The 19,754-nt window shown below is 33.6% G+C and carries 17 protein-coding genes; 9 read left to right on the top strand and 8 right to left on the bottom strand.

Going from position 1 to position 19,754, the window contains the following annotated elements; genetic code table 11:
• The first annotated feature begins 8 nt into the window (after nucleotides 1-8).
• Together EYY60_RS17920 and rpe are read left to right on the top strand one after the other, a co-directional pair.
• Entirely contained in the window at nucleotides 9-872 is an 864-nt protein-coding gene (locus EYY60_RS17920) for a sigma-70 family RNA polymerase sigma factor (RefSeq protein ID WP_007804760.1), read from the top strand.
• A 365-nt stretch (nucleotides 873-1,237) separates the two neighbouring features.
• Nucleotides 1,238-1,900 carry a ribulose-phosphate 3-epimerase gene (gene rpe, locus EYY60_RS17915; RefSeq protein WP_132990666.1) on the top strand — a complete coding sequence of 221 codons (663 nt, stop codon included), beginning with the start codon at nucleotides 1,238-1,240 and terminating at the stop codon, nucleotides 1,898-1,900.
• Here rpe and EYY60_RS17910 read toward each other — a convergent pair.
• Together EYY60_RS17910 and EYY60_RS17905 are read right to left on the bottom strand one after the other, a co-directional pair.
• Complete coding sequence (locus EYY60_RS17910) at nucleotides 1,877-2,659, bottom strand: DNA/RNA non-specific endonuclease (protein ID WP_132990665.1); 783 nt, start codon at nucleotides 2,657-2,659, stop codon at nucleotides 1,877-1,879. The two genes, rpe and EYY60_RS17910, sit on opposite strands and share 24 nt — an antisense overlap.
• Nucleotides 2,660-2,754: 95 nt before the next feature.
• A complete protein-coding gene (locus EYY60_RS17905; RefSeq protein ID WP_132990664.1) occupies nucleotides 2,755-4,938 on the bottom strand; it encodes a carboxy terminal-processing peptidase in 2,184 nt (727 codons plus the stop codon).
• 213 nt (nucleotides 4,939-5,151) lie between these two features.
• On the opposite strand from EYY60_RS17905, the gene surE reads away from it, so the two are divergent.
• From surE to EYY60_RS17880, 5 genes are all read left to right on the top strand, one after another.
• On the top strand, nucleotides 5,152-5,931 hold the full coding sequence (gene surE / locus EYY60_RS17900) for a 5'/3'-nucleotidase SurE (RefSeq protein WP_132990663.1): 780 nt from the start codon (nucleotides 5,152-5,154) through the stop codon (nucleotides 5,929-5,931).
• Nucleotides 5,924-6,196: a hypothetical protein gene (locus EYY60_RS17895; protein WP_132990662.1), complete on the top strand. Its 273-nt coding sequence runs from the start codon at nucleotides 5,924-5,926 to the stop codon at nucleotides 6,194-6,196. Before surE ends, EYY60_RS17895 begins: the two co-directional genes overlap by 8 nt.
• 67 nt (nucleotides 6,197-6,263) lie before the next feature.
• Nucleotides 6,264-7,382, top strand: coding sequence for a lipid-A-disaccharide synthase (gene lpxB, locus EYY60_RS17890; protein WP_132990661.1), 1,119 nt, complete (start codon nucleotides 6,264-6,266; stop codon nucleotides 7,380-7,382).
• A 12-nt stretch (nucleotides 7,383-7,394) separates the two neighbouring features.
• A complete protein-coding gene (locus tag EYY60_RS17885) occupies nucleotides 7,395-7,880 on the top strand; it encodes a C40 family peptidase (protein ID WP_132990660.1) in 486 nt (161 codons plus the stop codon).
• A 45-nt stretch (nucleotides 7,881-7,925) separates the two neighbouring features.
• The gene (locus tag EYY60_RS17880) at nucleotides 7,926-9,962 is read left to right on the top strand and encodes a ComEC/Rec2 family competence protein (protein WP_132990659.1); all 2,037 of its coding nucleotides are present in this window, start codon (nucleotides 7,926-7,928) and stop codon (nucleotides 9,960-9,962) included.
• Nucleotides 9,963-9,968: 6 nt separating this feature from the next.
• Here EYY60_RS17880 and EYY60_RS17875 read toward each other — a convergent pair whose 3' ends face one another.
• From EYY60_RS17875 to EYY60_RS17850, 6 genes are all read right to left on the bottom strand, one after another.
• On the bottom strand, nucleotides 9,969-10,418 hold the full coding sequence (locus EYY60_RS17875) for a thioredoxin domain-containing protein (protein ID WP_132990658.1): 450 nt from the start codon (nucleotides 10,416-10,418) through the stop codon (nucleotides 9,969-9,971).
• Between the two features lie 248 nt (nucleotides 10,419-10,666).
• Nucleotides 10,667-11,119, bottom strand: coding sequence for a thioredoxin domain-containing protein (locus EYY60_RS17870; RefSeq protein ID WP_132990657.1), 453 nt, complete (start codon nucleotides 11,117-11,119; stop codon nucleotides 10,667-10,669).
• A gap of 219 nt (nucleotides 11,120-11,338) precedes the next feature.
• On the bottom strand, nucleotides 11,339-11,806 hold the full coding sequence (locus EYY60_RS17865; protein ID WP_132990656.1) for a thioredoxin family protein: 468 nt from the start codon (nucleotides 11,804-11,806) through the stop codon (nucleotides 11,339-11,341).
• A 52-nt stretch (nucleotides 11,807-11,858) separates the two neighbouring features.
• Nucleotides 11,859-13,343: a peptide MFS transporter gene (locus EYY60_RS17860; protein WP_132990655.1), complete on the bottom strand. Its 1,485-nt coding sequence runs from the start codon at nucleotides 13,341-13,343 to the stop codon at nucleotides 11,859-11,861.
• Between the two features lie 5 nt (nucleotides 13,344-13,348).
• Entirely contained in the window at nucleotides 13,349-15,025 is a 1,677-nt protein-coding gene (locus EYY60_RS17855; RefSeq protein ID WP_132990866.1) for a peptide MFS transporter, read from the bottom strand.
• Nucleotides 15,026-15,059: 34 nt separating this feature from the next.
• Nucleotides 15,060-17,231, bottom strand: coding sequence for a S9 family peptidase (locus tag EYY60_RS17850; RefSeq protein WP_132990654.1), 2,172 nt, complete (start codon nucleotides 17,229-17,231; stop codon nucleotides 15,060-15,062).
• 180 nt (nucleotides 17,232-17,411) lie between these two features.
• Between EYY60_RS17850 and EYY60_RS17845 the strand changes: the two genes are divergently transcribed.
• Together EYY60_RS17845 and EYY60_RS17840 are read left to right on the top strand one after the other, a co-directional pair.
• Nucleotides 17,412-18,725: a hydroxymethylglutaryl-CoA reductase, degradative gene (locus EYY60_RS17845; RefSeq protein ID WP_132990865.1), complete on the top strand. Its 1,314-nt coding sequence runs from the start codon at nucleotides 17,412-17,414 to the stop codon at nucleotides 18,723-18,725.
• A gap of 120 nt (nucleotides 18,726-18,845) precedes the next feature.
• A complete protein-coding gene (locus EYY60_RS17840) occupies nucleotides 18,846-19,754 on the top strand; it encodes a GYDIA family GHMP kinase (protein WP_132990653.1) in 909 nt (302 codons plus the stop codon).

Genomic DNA, 19,754 nt, shown 5'->3' with positions numbered 1-19,754 from the left:
ACAAAAACATGAGACAACTTAAAATCACCAAGCAGGTAACCAATCGTGAAACTGCATCGTTAGATAAATATCTACAAGAAATCGGAAAAGTTGACCTAATTACCGCAGATGAAGAGGTAGAATTAGCACAAAGAATTAAGGCGGGTGATCAAAGAGCATTAGAAAAATTAACAAAAGCCAACCTGCGTTTCGTAGTATCTGTGGCTAAACAATATCAAAATCAAGGATTAACTCTTCCTGACTTAATTAACGAAGGAAACTTAGGTCTTATCAAAGCTGCACAGCGTTTTGATGAAACTCGTGGTTTCAAATTTATCTCGTATGCCGTTTGGTGGATTCGTCAATCGATTCTTCAAGCATTGGCAGAACAATCTCGTATCGTTCGTTTACCTTTGAACAAAATTGGTTCTATCAATAAAATCAACAAAATGTACGCGTTATTAGAGCAATCTAACGAGCGTCCCCCTTCTGCTGAGGAAATTGCAAAAGAACTTGATATGACTGTAAATGACGTAAAAGAGTCTATGAAAAACTCTGGTCGTCACTTATCTATGGATGCACCTCTTGTTGAAGGTGAAGATTCTAACCTTTATGACGTTTTACGTTCTGGTGAATCTCCAAACCCAGACAGAGAATTAATTCACGAATCACTTCGTACTGAAATCGAGCGTTCACTAGAAACATTAACTCCAAGAGAGGCTGATGTTGTTCGTTTGTATTTTGGTCTTGGCGATCAACACCCAATGACTCTTGAGGAAATTGGAGAAACTTTCGACTTAACTCGTGAGCGTGTTCGTCAGATTAAAGAAAAAGCAATCCGTAGATTGAAACACACTTCTAGAAGTAAAATCCTTAAAACTTATTTAGGATAAACAATATTTGTTTCAAGTTTAAAGTTTCAGGTTGCTTTCCGTAACTTGAAAAATAAACCATGAAACCTTTGTAACGCAAACAACAGTTTGATTGACTGTTCGTTTTTTGATTGATGATTGAAACTCCGGCTGATTACCGGAGTTTTTTATTTTACGTTTTGAAATTTAACCGCAAAGCACGCAAAGGTTCACGCAAGGTTCGCAAAGGTTTTTTTATTGTTTCTTTTTAGCACACAAAGCTTTGCGAACTTTGCGCTTTTTTACAGAACCTTACAAGCCAAAAAACTTTGCGTGCTTTGCGGTTAAATTACCATGCAGTGCATAAAAAATTTATCTTTGTAAAAAAAACAACACACAACTACACAATGAAAAATACACTTATTGCTCCTTCTGTTCTTGCTGCCGATTTTGCTAATTTACAACGTGATATCGAAATGATTAACGACAGTCAAGCTGATTGGTTTCACATTGATATCATGGACGGAGTTTTTGTTCCGAATATCTCTTTCGGAATGCCTGTTTTAGAAGCAATTTCAAAACATGCAAAAAAAACAATTGATGTGCATTTAATGATTATTGATCCGGATCGTTACATTAAAACTTTTGCCGATTTAGGAGCAAATATCTTAACCGTGCATTATGAAGCTTGCACACACTTGCACAGAACACTTCAAGCCATTAAGGCAGAGGGAATGAAAGCTGGAGTTGCAATAAATCCGCACACCAATGTCGATTTACTGGAAGATGTAATAAACGATATTGACTTAGTTTTAATTATGAGTGTTAACCCTGGCTTTGGTGGACAATCGTTTATTGAAAACACATATGCGAAAGTCGAAAAACTAAAAGCTTTGATTACTCGCAAAAATGCTTCAACTATAATCGAAATTGACGGTGGTGTAACAAGCAAAAACGCAAAACAATTAGTAGAGGCCGGAGCAGATGTTTTAGTTGCAGGAAGCTTTGTTTTTAAAGCTGAAAACCCAACTCAAACGATTCAAGAATTAAAAGTCCTTACTGCTTTTTAAGTTTTTCAAATTCGGAAAGAAATCGATTCCTGTCATTTTTTCCAAAGTTTCAATTGGAACTACAAAATCATAAATCGATTTGTCGCTGTCTTCATTCGGAACTAAAAATGCAATTGCTTTATGTTCTTTCCCAGATTTAGCCAAAACAATTTTATAGAAATATTTAGGGACAGCAACATTTTCTGTCCCTATTTTTTTATCTGAATCTTTCGGAATTCCACCCGTTACGACATAAATATCATTGTATTTTTGAGCAAAATAACGTGTTTTTTGTTCGATTCTATTCCAAATTCCGCTATTAAAATCATGTTTTTGAGGCGAAATATTTGATGTGTAAAAAGTATCATTATATGCCTCTTTATTAAACTCCATATCGCCAGCCGGACAAAGATGTCCTTTGTCATAACCTGAATTTTTGTAATTCCTCCAATCTGCAGAACCCGTTGTCACTTTTGGATCTTCAATAAAATAAGGGCGTTTATAATCTCCATTTTTTAAATACTCCTTTTTTAATTCGTAAGCAACCCATTCAGCTTGCTCATATTTTTCATTATACGAAAGTGTATAATAATTATGTTTTACGATTTGTCCTGTTGTAGAAGTTGGCAAATATGCAATCGGATACAAAGAGTCCGAAGTATAATTTGCAGAAACAAACGAAGTCTGCTTTTCTGGTGCAATTTCCTCCTTTGCAATATTTTCCTTTTTGCAAGAAAAAAATCCTAAACCTATCAATCCCAAAACAATATACTTCTTCATTATTTTAATTTTATTTAAAAATAAACTTACAAAAAAATGCTCCACAAACATACAATTTATGGAGCATTTTAATAACAAATTAATTCTATATCGAACTAAGATTTAACTAGTTTATCCTTTTTCATTTTAGGAGCAACTGTATTTTTTACATAGCTTTTAGTTTGCAAGTCATCTAGAACATTCAAAGCTTCTTCTACATAAACATCTTTAGCCAAGGCTTGGTGCCAAGCATCTCTTTTTTCTTTTAATGTAGCATCATTCTTCATTTCAAGCTCTTCGTAAGGCAATGATTTGAAAACCAAATTGTTTTTGTAATCAGCGATTGGTTTGTATTTTTTACCTTCATTCTCAACTTGCTCCTGAGTTGCTTTAAAGTTTTTGATATTTAAACTATAAGTATTCTCTTTGTTTTTGACATCAATCCATTTTGCATTGTCCTCAATCAATTTGAATTGATCATTGTTAGCAATTCTGTTTCGGCTGTTATTGATTGCCTGATTGAATTTCTCGTTAGAAGTCCAAGTGCTGTAATCAGCTGGGTCAATTTTATCCCATGGCATTGCATTGTCAATATCTCGCTCACCCATTTTCAAATAAGCGTAACGATCCGGCATTACAACATCACTATGAACACCTTCTAATTGAGTAGAACCACCATTGATTCTATAGAATTTTTGACCTGTAATTTTCAAAGCTCCAAGATCGCCATAATTTGCATTACGAACAAACTGATTTAAATCAAGAACATTTTGCACTGTACCTTTTCCGTAAGTTTGTTTACTTCCAATGATTACTCCACGTTTGTAATCTTGAATTGCAGCTGCCAAAATTTCTGAAGCTGAAGCCGAGAAGCTGTTAACCATAATTACTAATGGTCCGTCCCATTCGATTTTTTTATCTTTATCGTATAAAACTTCTTTCTTTTTACCAGCAGATTTTACTTGTACAATTGGCCCTTCTTCAATAAACAAACCAGCAATATCAACTACCGTTGAAAGAGATCCTCCTCCGTCATCACGAACATCAAGTACGATACCGTTGATATCTTCTTTTTTCAATCTTTCTACTTCAAGAGCGATATCTTTCCCTGCGTCGCGGCCGTCTTTATTTTCAAAATCAATGTAGAATTTTGGCAAATAAATTACTCCATATTTCAATCCGTTTCTTTCAACAATACTAGATTTTGCATATGTTTCTTCAATTTCAACAACATCTCTGATAATAGAAATCACTTTAATACTTCCGTCAACTTTTTTAACTGTAAGTTTCACCTCAGTTCCTTTGTGTCCTTTGATTTTTTTCACAACATCGTCAAGACGCATTCCAACAACATCAACTGGCTCTTCGTTTCCTTGAGCAACTTTCAAAATCATATCTCCAGCCTCAAGCTGTTTTCCTTTCCAAGCTGGTCCGCCAGAAATCAATTCGTCAATTTGAGTAAAATCATTTTTCTTAGTCAAACGAGCTCCAATTCCTTCTAATTTTCCACTGATGTTAACATCAAAACGATCTTTTTCTTCTGGAGCAAAATAGCTTGTATGCGGATCAAAACGAGTCATAATTGAGTTTACATATACAGAAAACCAATCTTCTTTGTTCAAATCTTTAATCAAACCGAAATTGTCATCTAATGATTTTAGAGAGCTCTCACGAGTTTCTTTCTCCAATGCTTCAAAAGATTTTTCTTTGTAAGCTGGATCAGATTTCTTTTTGTCTTCTTCTAATTTTTGCTTTGTAACCAGTGACGATAATGTTGACAATTTGATTTGTTTTCTCCATCTTTCATTAATCTCAGTTGCATTTTTAGCATAAGGAAGATGCTCATAATCAGCATTAAAAGTTTCGTCAACATTATAGTTGAATGGTTGCGCCAAAATAGTCTTGTAACGTTTTTTGCTTTCTTCCATACGTTTCATCAATCTTGTATAAGTAAGATTGAAGAACGTCAAATCTTTATTCAAAAACTGATCATCAAGCTGTAGCTCATACTGCTTGAATTCATCAATATCAGATTGCAGGAAAAACCTCTTTGAAGGGTCTAGCGCATCGATATAATCTTTAAAAATACCTTTAGAGAATTCATCATTTATCTCAGCCGGACTATAATGCCCTTTTTCAATAACAAAGGCAAGCAATTCTAAAAGCGTTTTGTCTCTATTTGGATCCGGATCTTCAGACTTATCAGCATTTATTTTAAATGCAAACAAGGTAACTGACAAGCATAATACGGCTATAAGTATTTTATAATTTCTTTTCATAAACTTAATAATAGCATTCATCAAATTTTTTAATCTAAGTTACGGTAAAAACTGTGCCAACAAGGCCAAGCTCACTATAATTTTTTGTTAAAGATATAAAATAGTTTGTTGTTCAAAAGCCCTTTAAGATTTAGTTTACAATTTTTATTTATTTGTTAGTATTCTACCAAAATCTGTTGCTACATTTGCTTAAATAAGCCTTAATTTTGAAAAATTAAAAAACAATACCAAAGCATGAAAGACGAAAAACCCTTAATATTAGTAACCAATGACGACGGAATTCTGGCTCCCGGAATTAGAGCTTTGATCAGCGTTATGGAAACTATCGGCGAAGTTGTGGTTGTTGCGCCAGACAAACCTCAGAGCGCTATGGGGCACGCTATTACTATAAATAATACCTTGTTTTTAGATAAAATCTCAAAAGAAGGGGATGCAATTACCGAGTACAGCTGTTCTGGAACTCCCGTAGATTGTGTAAAACTTGCTGTAAATGAAATTTTAAAACGAAAGCCTGACCTTTGTGTTTCGGGAATAAATCATGGGTCAAATTCATCCATCAATGTAATTTATTCTGGAACAATGAGTGCCGCTGTTGAGGCTGGAATTGAAGGAATTCATGCAATTGGTTTTTCACTTTTGGATTTCGACTGGAATGCTGATTTTGAACCGGCAAAATCTTTCGTCAAAAAAATAGTTTTAGAAACGCTTGCCAATAAATTACCTCCTGGTGTCGTTTTAAATGTCAATTTCCCGAAATTAAAAGAAAACGAAATCAAAGGAATTAAAATTTGTCGTCAAGCGAAAGCGTATTATGCGCAAAAATTTGACAAACGCCAAACTCCTTTTGGAAAAGATTATTACTGGCTTACCGGAAAATTCACAAATGAAGACAGAGGCGAAGATACAGACGAATGGGCGCTAGAAAACGGTTATATTTCTGTAGTTCCGGTTCAATTTGACTTAACCGCTCATCATTCAATGCAGCAACTTAATACTTGGAAATTAAATGAATAAATTAGATATGTTAATTGGTTTTGTTCTCGGAATCATCACTTCGCTTATAGGAAGTTATCTTTTCGTTAAATTATTCACCTCATTTGATCTTTCAAATGGACTCGAAACCATAAAACAATACGGATATTTAGGAAAAGTTATTACTCTTGGGACTGTTCTGGACCTGATTTTGTTTTTATTTCTATTAAAAAGAAACAAAGAATTGATGGCTAGAGGTGTTGTTTTTGCAGTGATCGTTTTAGCAATTTCGACTTTATTTATATAAACCCTATCTTTGTCTTGCAAAAAAATGTTGTGCTCAAATATCATTGCACACTTTTAAAAAAATTGATATGAAATATTACATAATAGCTGGAGAAGCTTCTGGAGATTTACATGGTTCTAACTTGATGAAAGCTTTGTATGAAGAAGATTCGCAAGCCGAAATTAGATTTTGGGGCGGAGATTTGATGCAAAAAGCCGGCGGAACTTTAGTAAAACACTATCGTGATTTAGCTTTTATGGGGTTTGTTGAAGTTATTTTTAACTTGAAAACCATTTTAAATAACATCAAAATCTGCAAAAAAGACATTTCTGAATTCAAGCCAGATGTAATTATTTTTATAGATTACCCAGGCTTCAATATGCGTATTGCAAAATGGGCAAAGGATCTAAATTATAAAACGCATTATTATATTTCACCTCAAATTTGGGCTTGGAAAGAAAACAGAATCAAAGCTATCAAACAAGATGTAGACAAAATGTTTGTGATTCTTCCTTTTGAGAAAAGTTTCTATGAAGACAAGCATCATTTTCCTGTTGATTTTGTCGGACATCCATTAATTGATGCGATCCAAAATCAGCCTGCATTTGACGAAGCTGTTTTTAGAAAAGAAAATAATTTGGGCGAAAAACCGATCATTGCCGTTCTTCCGGGAAGCCGAAAACAAGAAATCACAAAAATGTTAAGTGTAATGCTAAGCGTTGTTGATGATTTTCAGGATTATGAATTTGTAATTGCCGGCGCGCCTAGCCAGGAATATGAATTTTATAAGCAATTCTTAAAAAACAAAAATATTGCATTTGTTTCCAACAAGACTTATGATTTGTTGCGTTCTTCAACGGCGGCTTTAGTAACTTCAGGGACTGCGACACTTGAAACTGCTCTTTTTAAAGTTCCAGAAGTGGTTTGCTACAAAGGAAGCGAGATTTCATACCAAATAGCAAAACGAATTATTACGTTAAAATACATTTCGCTCGTCAACCTAATTATGGATCAAGAAGTGGTTACCGAATTGATTCAAAATGACTGCAATACCAAACGAATCAAAGAAGAACTTCAAAAATTATTGGAACCAACATATCGCGAAAAACTATTGAAGAATTATGACATTTTGGAACAAAAACTTGGCGGAGTTGGTGCAAGCAAAAAAACTGCAAAACTTATAGTTGCTGATTTAAAGCAAGCTTAAACCTTTTTGATTTTGAAGAAAATAATTGTTTTACTGCTTATAGCATTACTTTTTGCTTCTTGTAAATCTTCTTCAAATGCGGTTAGCAAAAAGGAGACAAAACGAGAAAACAAAACTATTGCCAATCATTTAATTGAAACGGCATCAGAAAATCTTGGCGTAAAATATAAAGCTGGCGGCACCACTAAAAATGGTTTTGACTGCTCCGGACTTGTATATACTACTTTTCAAACAGAAAATATAAAATTGCCTAGAAGCTCATTTGAGCAAGCTCAAATCGGAACTGTTATTCCATTTAAAGAAGCCCAAAAAGGCGATTTGATTTTCTTTAAAACCAACAAAAGCAAGCAAATAAACCACGTTGGTTTGATTACAGAAGTAAATTCTTCAGAAATTAAATTCATACATTCCTCGACTTCAAAAGGCGTTATTATTTCCTCAACCAAAGAACCTTATTACCAAAATTCTTTCGCTCAAATCAACAGGATTGTAGAATAATTATTTTATATTCTTTTTCTTACAAAATTTTAATACTTTTAGATCATGAAAGTATTAGATTTTCCTTTGGCCAGAATTACAATTTGGTTTATTCTTGGCATTGTATTTTTTTATTATATCAAAATTCCGTTATTCATTTCTGAAATAGCATTGGGATTAGGCGTCTTAATCTTTTTTGTTCTGTACTTTTTGAGCAAAAGAAACAAAACATTTATTTCCATTTTCGGCGCAAGCACATATTTCATTTCATTTTTTATTGGCGGAATTACCCTTATTGCGCACACCAATTCGCTTCAAAAATCAAATTATATTCATTGCACAAAAGCGTTTGAAACTCCTTCAGAAATAACATTTATACTACGTGAAAAACTCAAAAGCAACTCCTTCAGCAATCGCTTTACTGCACTCATACAAACAATTGACAAAAAAACATATTCTGGCAAAATCATCGTAAATATTACAAAAGACAGCCTCAAAAATCCTCTAGCAATTGGAAGTCTTATTAAGACAAAAACCACATTACAGAAAAACAATTCAAACAAGAATCCAAATCAATTTGATTATGACCAATACTTGGCAGATCGTCAAATTTATGCTCAAGTTTATCTAAACAAAACCGAAATCGAAATCAATAAAAACATAAAAAAGGATATTTGGTATTACTCTGATTGTCTTCATCAACGCATCATTCAAAATCTAGAAAAAACAAATTTTAATCCCGCTGAAATGAATGTTGCGCTTGCCTTGATTCTGGGCCAGCAACAAGAAATTTCTTCCGATATTATTCAGGATTACCAATATTCTGGCGCAACGCATATTTTATCAGTTTCTGGGTTGCATGTTGGCTTTATAATGCTTCTAATAAATTTTATTCTGAAACCAATTCCAAATACCAGAAAAGGTTCATTTATAAAACTGATTTCCATATTAACAGCCTTAAGTTTTTTTGCCATTATTTCTGGGTTGTCTCCCTCCGTTTTACGTTCTGTAGTTATGTTTTCATTCCTTGCAATCGGAAATCATCTTCGCCGAGCAGGAAATATCTACCATACTTTATTAGTCTCAATGTTGCTGATTTTGCTTTTTGAGCCCTACTTTTTGTTCGATGCAGGTTTTCAATTAAGCTATATCGCATTATTTTTTATTCTTTGGCTTCAGCCTTTACTAAAAAAATTATGGAATCCAAAAAACAAAATCGCACTTTATATCTGGAATGCTTTAACAGTATCATTTGCAGCACAAATTGGTGCATTTCCATTGTGTCTTTATTATTTTCATCAATTCCCAGGGCTATTTTTCGTCACAAATATTGCCATTATTCCTGTTTTGGCTTTTGTGATGATCGCGGGAATTTTGGTCATGACTTATGCTGTTTTTGATGTTCCTCCGCTATTTTTAGCTCAAATACTAGAAAAAAGCATTTACATTTTAAACCAAATCATTCATGCCGTTGCTTCGATAAAATCGTTTGTTATACTTGATATCAGTTTTAATTTTTATTTCCTAATCACTTTTTATCTTTTAATAATTACGTCAATTGTTTGGCTAAAAAAGCCCGATTATCCAAAATTGGTCCTGCTTTTAATTTCAATAATTTCGGTACAGATTTCTTTTATTCATACCAAAAGAGAAAATGAGACTCAAAATGAAATGATTGTTTACAATGCAAAAAAACAAACACTAATTACAATGCGTTCCGGTAAAAATATAACGATTTTCACGAGTAGCAAAGCCATATTAACCAATCCAAAAAACAATATTTTAAATTCCTATTTAGTTGGAAATTTTGGCAAAATCAAATCGGCGAACCAAATTAAGAATATGTTGTTTTATAGCGACAAAAAAATCTTCATTATCGACAGCTCTGGTATTTATAATAATAAAATCCAGCCCGACATTTTATTATTGACGCAATCTCCAAAAATAAATTTAGATCGAGTTTTAGAACAAATACATCCAAAAACAGTAATCGCTGATGCTTCAAATTCAAACGTCATTCAAAAAAACTGGGAAAAGACTTGCTACAAAAAAAATATCCCTTTTCATGCTACTGCCGAAAAAGGATATTATAAATTAAAATAAAGCTTTTTAATCTGGATTCATCATAATATTAGCCTCTGCAATCCATGATTTCACAGCTATAGGCTTATAAGGCAATCTGCCCAATAAATTAAACGTTGTCTTTGTTTTTCGCACTGAGGCGATAGTTAAACAAGCCTGTGGCAATTCAACTACACCAAGAGCTGTTTTTAAACTCACATTTTGCTCTTTTTCAGCATCAGATATTGTCGTATCGGATAAATCTAGTTTAACCAAAACAACATTATCTCGAGCCCAAACAACAAAATCTGGAGTATTAAAAATTTCGTTTTGAAGTCTTGTTGGGGCGCCCGCAATTGTAAAGAAAATAAATAGCGGTCTTTTTTGTTCCATACTTGCTGCAACTGCATCAGTCATAGAAGTTTTCCAGACTAATCCTTGCGCATGCATAAAAAACGAACCAAGTAAAAATAACAGGGTAAGTGTTTTTTTAGTCATAATAATTTGGGTTTTAGGAGTAGGTTAATTTCGACTAAAGTAATATAATATCCCACTAAAAAATCCAACTTTAGACAAAAAATTGCAAAAAAAGTTAAGAAAATCGAAATTGCTAATTAAAAGTTAAATAAATATAAAATTCAAAAAAAAAGCTACTTAAAATTGTCAAACTAGCTGTGGCTATCACAAAAAAATCCCTTTTTGTACACAAAAAGGGACTTGTATCACAACGGAATTTAACCGCTTATCTATTCACTTGGGTGCAAAATCGCATTAGATTCGGCAATCCATGCCTTTGCTCCTCCTGGCTTATAAGAAATCTTTCCTAACGCACTAAAAGTTGTTTTTGTTTTTCTAATAGATGCACTGGCAAAACAAACCTGAGGAAGTTCTTCTACGCCAAAAGCACTTTTCAATCTAAGATTTTGCTCTTTATCACTGTCTGAAGCCGAATTATCAGATAAATCAAGCTTAACTAAAATCACGTTATCACGCGACCAAACAGCAAAATCTGGAGTTTTAAAAATTTCATTTTGAAGATTCTCTGGTACACCTGAGGCAGTGAAAAGAATTAACATTGGTTTTCTTTGTTCATTACTCATTGCAATTGCATCTGCCATATTTGTTTTCCAAAGAAGATTTTGCGCCTGCATAAAAAATGAACCTAAAAAAAATAGTAGGAAAAGTAATTTTTTGGTCATATTATATTGGTTTTGGTTAGATTAGTTTGACGAAATTAACATAATATTTTAATTATCCAATTTTTATTAATACAAAAAATACACAATGTGTTTTTTTATACACAATAAAATATCAAATACTCAATTTAACCACATCTAATATAAAAACTTTCTTACGAAACAAAAAAAGCTCCTTGCACAAGGAGCGCAAGGAGCTTTAAATTTTTATACTTTAACCTTTTAAGATTTCTTTGGATTTATTATTCCGTCAGCCACAGTCAACCATGCAGTTGGCCCGCCAGCAACATAGCCTGTTTGCCCAAGACCTTTAAAATTCACTTTTCCATCTTTAGATTCAGCACTTGTAAAAAAGATAGTTGGAAAACCTTGAATTCCAAAAGCTTGTTGCAATTCACTATTCTGATTTTTAATTTCAGTAGTCTGAGGTGTTCTTCTTGGATAATCCAATTCAACTAAAACAACATTTTCAGTTGCCCATTTTTTAAATTCAGGCGTTTTTAAAACTTCATTTTGCAAACGTATGCACCAACCACACCAATCGCTACCAGTGAAAAACATCAGCATTGGTTTATGTACATTATTACTTACAGTAATTGCCTCTCTCACATCAGTATACCATTTTAGCTCCTGCGCTTGAGATACAAAACCTCCAATTACAAACAATGTGATTATGTATAATTTTTTCATCTTAGTTTTCTTTTGTACAAATTTAAACAAAAAAAGAATCGCTCTGTAAGATCTATTTTACTTCTTGCATTAATTTTTTGATCAAAGTAGTTGACACTATCAAAACGATACCAGCAATTAAAGAATATACCGCTAATTGATAATATCCATCTGTATAAGCGATAAGTTTAGACATTAAAGTAGTTCCTGTATTTGCATCTGACATTTCTGACCCAAGTTTCCCTGCCGCCAATTGCCCAAAAGCACTTGATAAGAACCAAAGCCCCATCATCATTCCGAATAAACGTTTTGGCGCCAGTTTTGTAATTACCGACATTCCAATTGGCCCGATACACAATTCACCTAGCGTGTAAACTAAATATCCTAATGCAAAAAGATTTAAAGAACTTAGTCCTTCGGGATTAACAAAAAATCTTGCACTGTAGAAAATAAAAAATCCTATTGCCAATAAAACAAATGAGAATCCAAATTTAATTACGGTATTTGGCTCAATTTTTTTCTTACCCATAAATATCCAAAGAAAACCAACAAGCGGGCTAAAGATAATTACATACAAAGAATTTATACTATTATTTACGACATTTGGATCGATATGAAAAAACAATAAACTGTTAGTCAAATTATCTTTTGCAAATAATGACAACGACCCTCCAGATTGCTCTGAAATTGCCATAAACATAAAATACCCAAAAATAAAGATAAATGCCGCTAGTAATTTATATTGCTGATTTCTGTCTTTAATCATTACCAGTTCAAATATAAAATAACCAACTGCAATAGCACCAATTGTGTACATGAAATAATCTGTAAAATCAGAGTTGATCACCATAATATATATTAAAGGAATGGCTAACAATGATCCTACATAAACTGCGATTTCGTACATTTTTCTTTTTGAAGGCAAAGCATCTGCCAGAGGAGAATTTCCAATTGGCGCCAAATGTTTTTTAGTCAATAAAAATGTCACGACTCCAATAATCATAACAATTGCTGAAGACAAGAAACATAAGCTCCAAGAATAGTTTTTCCCTAAATAAATAGGAATAGCTCCGCCCAACATTCCGCCAATATTGATTCCAGCGTAGAATAATCCGTAACCAGCATCTCTTCTTCCATCCTCTTCATGATACAATTCACCAACCATTGACGAAACATTTGGCTTGAAGAAACCTGTTCCGATAATAGAAAGCGTTATTCCGTAGTAAAAGAAATCATGTGGAGAAGCTGCGATCAGCAAATTCCCCAAAATCATAATGATTCCTCCAAAAAGAAGTGATTTTTTGAATCCTAAAATTTTATCAGCAAAAATTCCGCCGATAAATGTAAATGCATAAACAAACGCCTGAATGGCACCGTATTGAAGATTTGCTTTTCCTTCAAGCAAACCCAATTGGTCAACCATAAAAAACGCTAAAACCCCTCTCATTCCGTAGAAGCAAAAACGCTCCCACATTTCAACCAAAAACAAGTACCACAATTGCTTTGGGTACTTGCCTTTAAAATTTTGAATTTCTTCTAATGTAATATTCTTCTCCATTCTAATTATCTAACTCCGTGCATCATTTTCTTTAAAATTGGAGTCAAAGCAAATAATAATATTGCCGCAATACCTGTCAAAACCACAAACACCATAAAGAATTCATATAAATTATGAATTTCAAATCCGGCAAAAATTGGGTTTTCAGCACTAATTTGGTGTTTGTCCAACAAAGCTAATTGCTCAGCAGTAGGCGTAATTGTTTTGTTTAAAACGGCATGAAGATCAATTCCTAATTCTTTTGCTTTTGCAAATTTATCACCGGTTGCAGGCAAAATTGACCCTAAAGTTCCTCCTAATGCATATCCTGAAGCATTAGACAAGAAAAATACTCCATATAATAAAGACGCAAAACGTTTTGGAGATAATTTACCTACCAACGATAATCCAATTGGAGACAAACATAACTCTGCACAAGTATTTAGGAAATATAATAAAATCAACCATTTAACCAACAATAACCCTGTAGTTCCGATATACGAAACTTGAGTAGCAATCATGAAGAAACTTATCGAAATAATAACCAATCCAGCAGCTAATTTCACTGGAGAAATAGGTTCTTTATCTCTAGCTCTTAAAAAGTCCCAAAGAATACTGAAAGGCACGGCCATTACCACAACAAAAAGTCCGTTGAAAATTTGAACCATTGAAGGCGGCATTTGCCAACCAAAGAAATGACGATCTGTTTGATTATCTGCAATAAAAGTCAATGAAGAACCTGCTTGCTCAAAAGCCGCCCAAAAAAAGATAATAAAGAACGAAACAATGTAAATTACAAAGATTCTATCGCGCTCTACTTTTGTCAAAGATTTATCTGAAATGATCAATCCTGCCAACGCTAAACCACTTGAATAAATCAAGGTATAAATTAAATTCTGACCTACTACATAGTGAAAAAAGAATCCTAATGCAACGAATGCGATTCCTGCAATAACCAAAGATTTAGAAGAGAAATTTGCTTGTTGTGCTTCTCCTTCTTCAAAATCTGCTGCAACATTTTTAGATGGTAGTCCGCCTAATGGCCTTCCTTCTGGAGAAACTACATATTTGTTTTTTAAGAAGTAAAACAAAATAGTCCCAATAAGCATCGCCGCTGATGCTGCCATAAAGCCCCATCTAAAAGCGTGAATATCTCTAATTCCACCTGCATCTTTAACATCTCCCAATAATGGACAGATTGACTGCCCCAAGAAAGCACCAATATTGATACCCATGTAAAAAATAGTAAATGCAGTATCTAATTTTGTTTTTTCCTGTTTTGGATACAAACTCCCGACCATACTCGAAATGTTCGGCTTGAAAAATCCATTACCAAAAACAATAACCCCTAATCCGCAATACATGATCGTTTTTGCTAAATCTAAGTTAGATTCAAAAACGCTTCCGCTGGTAAACAACAACATTTGTCCTGTTGCCATCAATAATCCCCCTAAAAGAATACAATTTCTGTTTCCTAAAAAACGGTCAGCGATGAACCCTCCAAGCATTGGAGTCAAATAACAAAGCCCAAGAAAACCTCCATAAATTAATGACGCTTCCTCTTCCTTCATTAATAATGAGTTTACAAGAAATAAAGTCAATAAAGCTCGCATTCCATAAAAATTGAATCGCTCCCACATCTCCGTTCCAAACAATACCCAAAGCCCTTTTGGATGCGCAGTTTTTACTTGAGTTTCTCCCATATTAGTCATTATTTTTTAGGTTAATATTTGTAGATTATAAATTTTCTTTGATAAAGTTAGTCATTTTAGTGTACAGCTGTACTCTTGTTTTTCCGCCATAAATACCGTGATCTTTATCTGGGTAAATTTGAGAATCAAACTGTTTGTTTGCTTGAATCAAAGCTTCCATCATTTGCATTGAATTTTGCACGTGAACATTGTCATCAGCCGAACCGTGAATCAATAAAAACTTTTCTTTTAATTTTTCAACATGGTTTATCGGTGAGTTTTGATCATATCCACTTGCATTTTCTTGTGGAGTCTGCATGTATCTTTCTGTATAAACACTGTCGTAGAATCTCCAGTTTGTAACCGGCGCAACTGCAATTGCCATTTTGAAAACATCATTTCCTTGGAAAATACAGTTAGAAGCCATAAATCCGCCATAACTCCATCCCCAAATACCAATTCTTGAAGCATCAACATAAGGATATGAACCAATTACTTTTGCAGCATCGATTTGATCTTCAACCTCATATTTACCTAACTGTAATTGCGTTACTTTTTTGAAAGCAGCACCTTTATACCCTGTTCCTCTTCCATCCACACAAGCCACAATGTAACCTTGTTGTGTAAGCATCATAAACCAATATTCGTTTGAACTTCCCCATCCGTTTACAACTTGTTGTGATCCTGGACCAGAATACTGAATCATGAAAACTGGATATTTTTTTGAAGCATCAAAATCTTTTGGCTTCATAATCCACGCATTCAATTCGTTTCCTTTGGCTGTTTTCAAAACAAAAAATTCTTTTGCCGGAAGATCATATCCTTTCAGTTTATCTGCAAGAGCTTGATTGTTTTCAATAATCTGAATTTCTTTACCAGATTTTGCTTCGTTCAAAGTATAAATTGTTGGCTGAGAAGCACTAGAATATGTATTGATGAAGAATTGGAAATTCGGACTAAAAGTTGCAGTGTTTGTTCCAATTTTAGTAGTTAAAGCTGTTTTGTTTTTTCCGTCTAATGAAATACGGTAAACTGCTCTGTTTATAGAACCATTTTCTGTAGATTGGTAGAAGATAGTTTTTGTTTTTTCGTCGAAACCGTAGTAATTAGTAACTTCCCAGTTTCCTTTTGTGACTTGATTTTTAAGTTTTCCGGTTTTATCATAAACATAAATATGATTGAATCCGTCTTTTTCGCTTGTCCAGATAAAACTGTTGTCTTTCAAGAAAGTCAGATTATCTGTAACATCAACATAAGCTTTGTCTTTTTCGTTCAAAACTACTTTTGCAGCGGCTGTAGTTCCATCAATAAACAACAAATCTAAATTATCTTGGTGGCGATTTAAAACCTGTGCTGATAACACATTATTATCATTTGTCCATTGCATTCTAGCAATGTAGAAATCATTGTAGTTTCCTAAATCAACTTTTTTAGAAGTATTTCCTGCAGCATCATAAATATGTAATGAAACTACTGAATTTTTCTCTCCTGCTTTAGGATATTTGAATGTTTCAATTGTTGGATACAAATCTTTATGAAAGATTGACATTGAAAACTCTGGAACCTGGCTTTCGTCAAAACGAATATAAGCTAGTTTTTTACTGTCCTTGCTCCAGTCAAATGCCCGCACGAATGCAAATTCTTCTTCATAAACCCAGTCAGTTATACCATTAATAATGGCATTTTTCTTTCCGTCAGTTGTAACTGCAGTCGCTTTTTTTGAAGCAACATCATAGATATAAAGGTTATTTTGTTTTGCGTAAGCAATTTTTGTTCCGTCAGGTGAAAAAGTTGGCTCCTGAATTTGAGAATCAACCAATTTTGTCAAAGTTTTTCCTGCGATATCATAAAGAAAATAATCAGCAGTAAAAGAGTGACGGAAAATCTTGTTTGAATTACAAGCGATTAGCATCTTTTTTTCAGAAGCGTCAAAAGTATAGCCATCTATTCCGTCTGCAAGTTCTTTGAAGTTTTTTGTATCAATTAAATTTGATACTTTTTTTAAAGTTGCAAAATCGTACAAATCAACCTGCATACTTCTGCTTGCCTGATCGACATTTAAAACAGTATATTGATTAGTATTTTTTAAGGATTGCATTTGGTCCATTCCTTTAGCTTTAAATGTACCTCCAAAAATGTTTTCGACAGTTATTTTCTGCTGTCCAAAAACAACCGCAGTTAAAAATAAAAGTACTGCAGTAAATTTACTTGTATTCATTATAATTATTTTAAATATAAAAAGAGCCCAATTTTAGTAAAAAAAATAAACATAATACACATTTTAAGTGTTAAATGTTAAAAAAAATAACGATTGCGTACTTTCATGTATGAAATAGATTGCAATCAAAACTCTTAAAATAGTATCTTTGTGCACACAATATTATTTAATACATTGAGAATGAACAACGCTGTTTCCGGATTTTCTAAATTATCCAAAAAAGAAAAAATTAATTGGATCGCCAACGAATATTTTTCTACACCCGAAGAGGCGCTAAATATTATAAGAAATTACTGGAATTCAGATGAAAAGCTTCAACAGCTTCATGACGAATTTATCGAAAACACAATTACCAATTTATACATTCCTCTTGGAGTTGCACCTAATTTTCTGATAAACGGAAAATACAAAACAATTCCGATGGCAATTGAAGAAAGCTCCGTTGTTGCTGCAGCCTCAAAAGCTGCCAAGTTCTGGTCAACACGTGGTGGTTTCAAAACCACGATAATCAATACCGAAAAAATAGGTCAAGTTCATTTTACCTTCAAAGGAAATGCCGAAAAACTTCATACTTTCTTTGACGAAATAAAATCTAAATTTTTCTCCGAAACACAAAACATCACCAAAAACATGCAACAGCGTGGTGGTGGAATTTTGGATATACATTTAAAAGACAAAAGAAATCTACTTGAAAATTACTTTCAGCTTCATGCTACTTTTGAAACCAAAGACAGCATGGGCGCCAATTTCATCAATTCATGTTTAGAACAATTTGCTACAACTTTAAAAGAGGAATTCCAAAATTCGGATTTGTTTTCAGAAGAAGATACCCTGCAAGTAATTATGAGCATTTTATCGAATTATGTTCCGCATTGTCTTGTACGAGCCGAAGTTTCATGTCCAATTGAGGATTTGTCAGAAAAACATATTACGAATCCACAGGAATTTGCAGAACGTTTTGTTCAAGCTGTCCAAATTGCCGAAGTAGAGCCATTTAGAGCCGTTACGCACAACAAAGGAATTATGAATGGTGTTGATGCCGTTGTTTTAGCAACTGGAAACGACTTTAGAGCTATTGAAGCCGGAGTTCACGCTTACGCATCAAGAAACGGACAATATTCTAGTTTATCGCATGCAAAAATCGAAAACGGAATTTTTTCTTTTTGGATGGAAATTCCTTTAGCTTTAGGAACTGTTGGCGGATTGACTTCGTTGCATCCGATGGTGAAATTATGTTTAGAAATCCTTGAAAAGCCTTCAGCAACAGAGTTGATGGAAATTACTGCCGTTGCCGGATTGGCACAAAATTTTGCAGCATTGCGCTCACTTACAACGACCGGAATTCAAGAAGGACACATGAAAATGCATCTTAACAACATCATCAATCAGTTTGAAGCAACTCATGAAGAGCGCCAGTTAATAAAAGCGCACTTCAAAAAAACTGCCGTTTCTCACAGCGCTGTAGTTGAGTTTATCGAAAATTTAAGAAAATAAAACACATTAGAATTCCTAAAAAAATATAGCTTCCAAATAAAATTCCAAATTCCAACGATAATAGGAATTTGGTCCCGATACTTCGGGATAAAATATTGGAATTTATTTTAAAATTGAAGTATGCCAACAACCTTTTACAGTAACGGGAAATTATTCATTTCTGGAGAATATTTAGTTTTAGACGGTGCAGATGCTTTTGCTTTGCCAACTAAATTTGGACAGAACTTAATTGTGGAAAATGCAAAAGACAAAATCATCGATTGGAAAAGCTATGATTTTGACAACACACTTTGGTTTGAAAACACCATTACATTTGACGAAATTATCAATAATGTAGATTCAAAAATCGAAACTGTAAAAACCACATTAATCAATATTCTTCACGAGGCTTATTCATTAAATCCCGATTTTATCAATAATTCCGAAGGATATAAAATCACTACAAATCTGACTTTCCCTAGAAACTGGGGATTGGGCACTTCTTCAACTTTGATCAACAATATTGCGCAATGGACGAAAATCAATGCTTTTACTTTGTTGCGAAATAGTTTTGGCGGAAGCGGTTATGACATTGCATGCGCACAAAACGACACGCCAATTCTTTATAAAATAGAAAACAATACGGTTGAGCCTGTAGCTTTCAATCCTAATTTCACTGAAGGCATCTATTTTGTTTACCTCAATAAAAAGCAAAATAGCAAAACCGCGATTCATGCTTACAACAAACACAAAGATCAGAATTTAGCCAAAAGTGTTGCCGAAAACAATAAAATCACCAATGCAATTCTTCACGCCAAAACATTAAAAGAATTTGCTCATGAAATCCAAAGACACGAAAATCATTTGAGCAATATTCTTGAAATTAGCACCATTAAAGAAAAGGTTTTTCCTGATTTTAATGGGACAATTAAAAGTCTTGGTGCTTGGGGAGGAGATTTTGTAATGGTTATTTCCAAAGAAAACCCAAAAGATTATTTCCTTTCAAAAGGATACCCAACCATTCTTACCTACGAAGAAATGATTTTATAA

This window comes from Flavobacterium zhairuonense, from assembly GCF_004352915.1.
In the GTDB taxonomy this organism is placed as follows: domain Bacteria; phylum Bacteroidota; class Bacteroidia; order Flavobacteriales; family Flavobacteriaceae; genus Flavobacterium; species Flavobacterium zhairuonense.
This window is presented reverse-complemented; position numbering and strand designations above follow the sequence as displayed.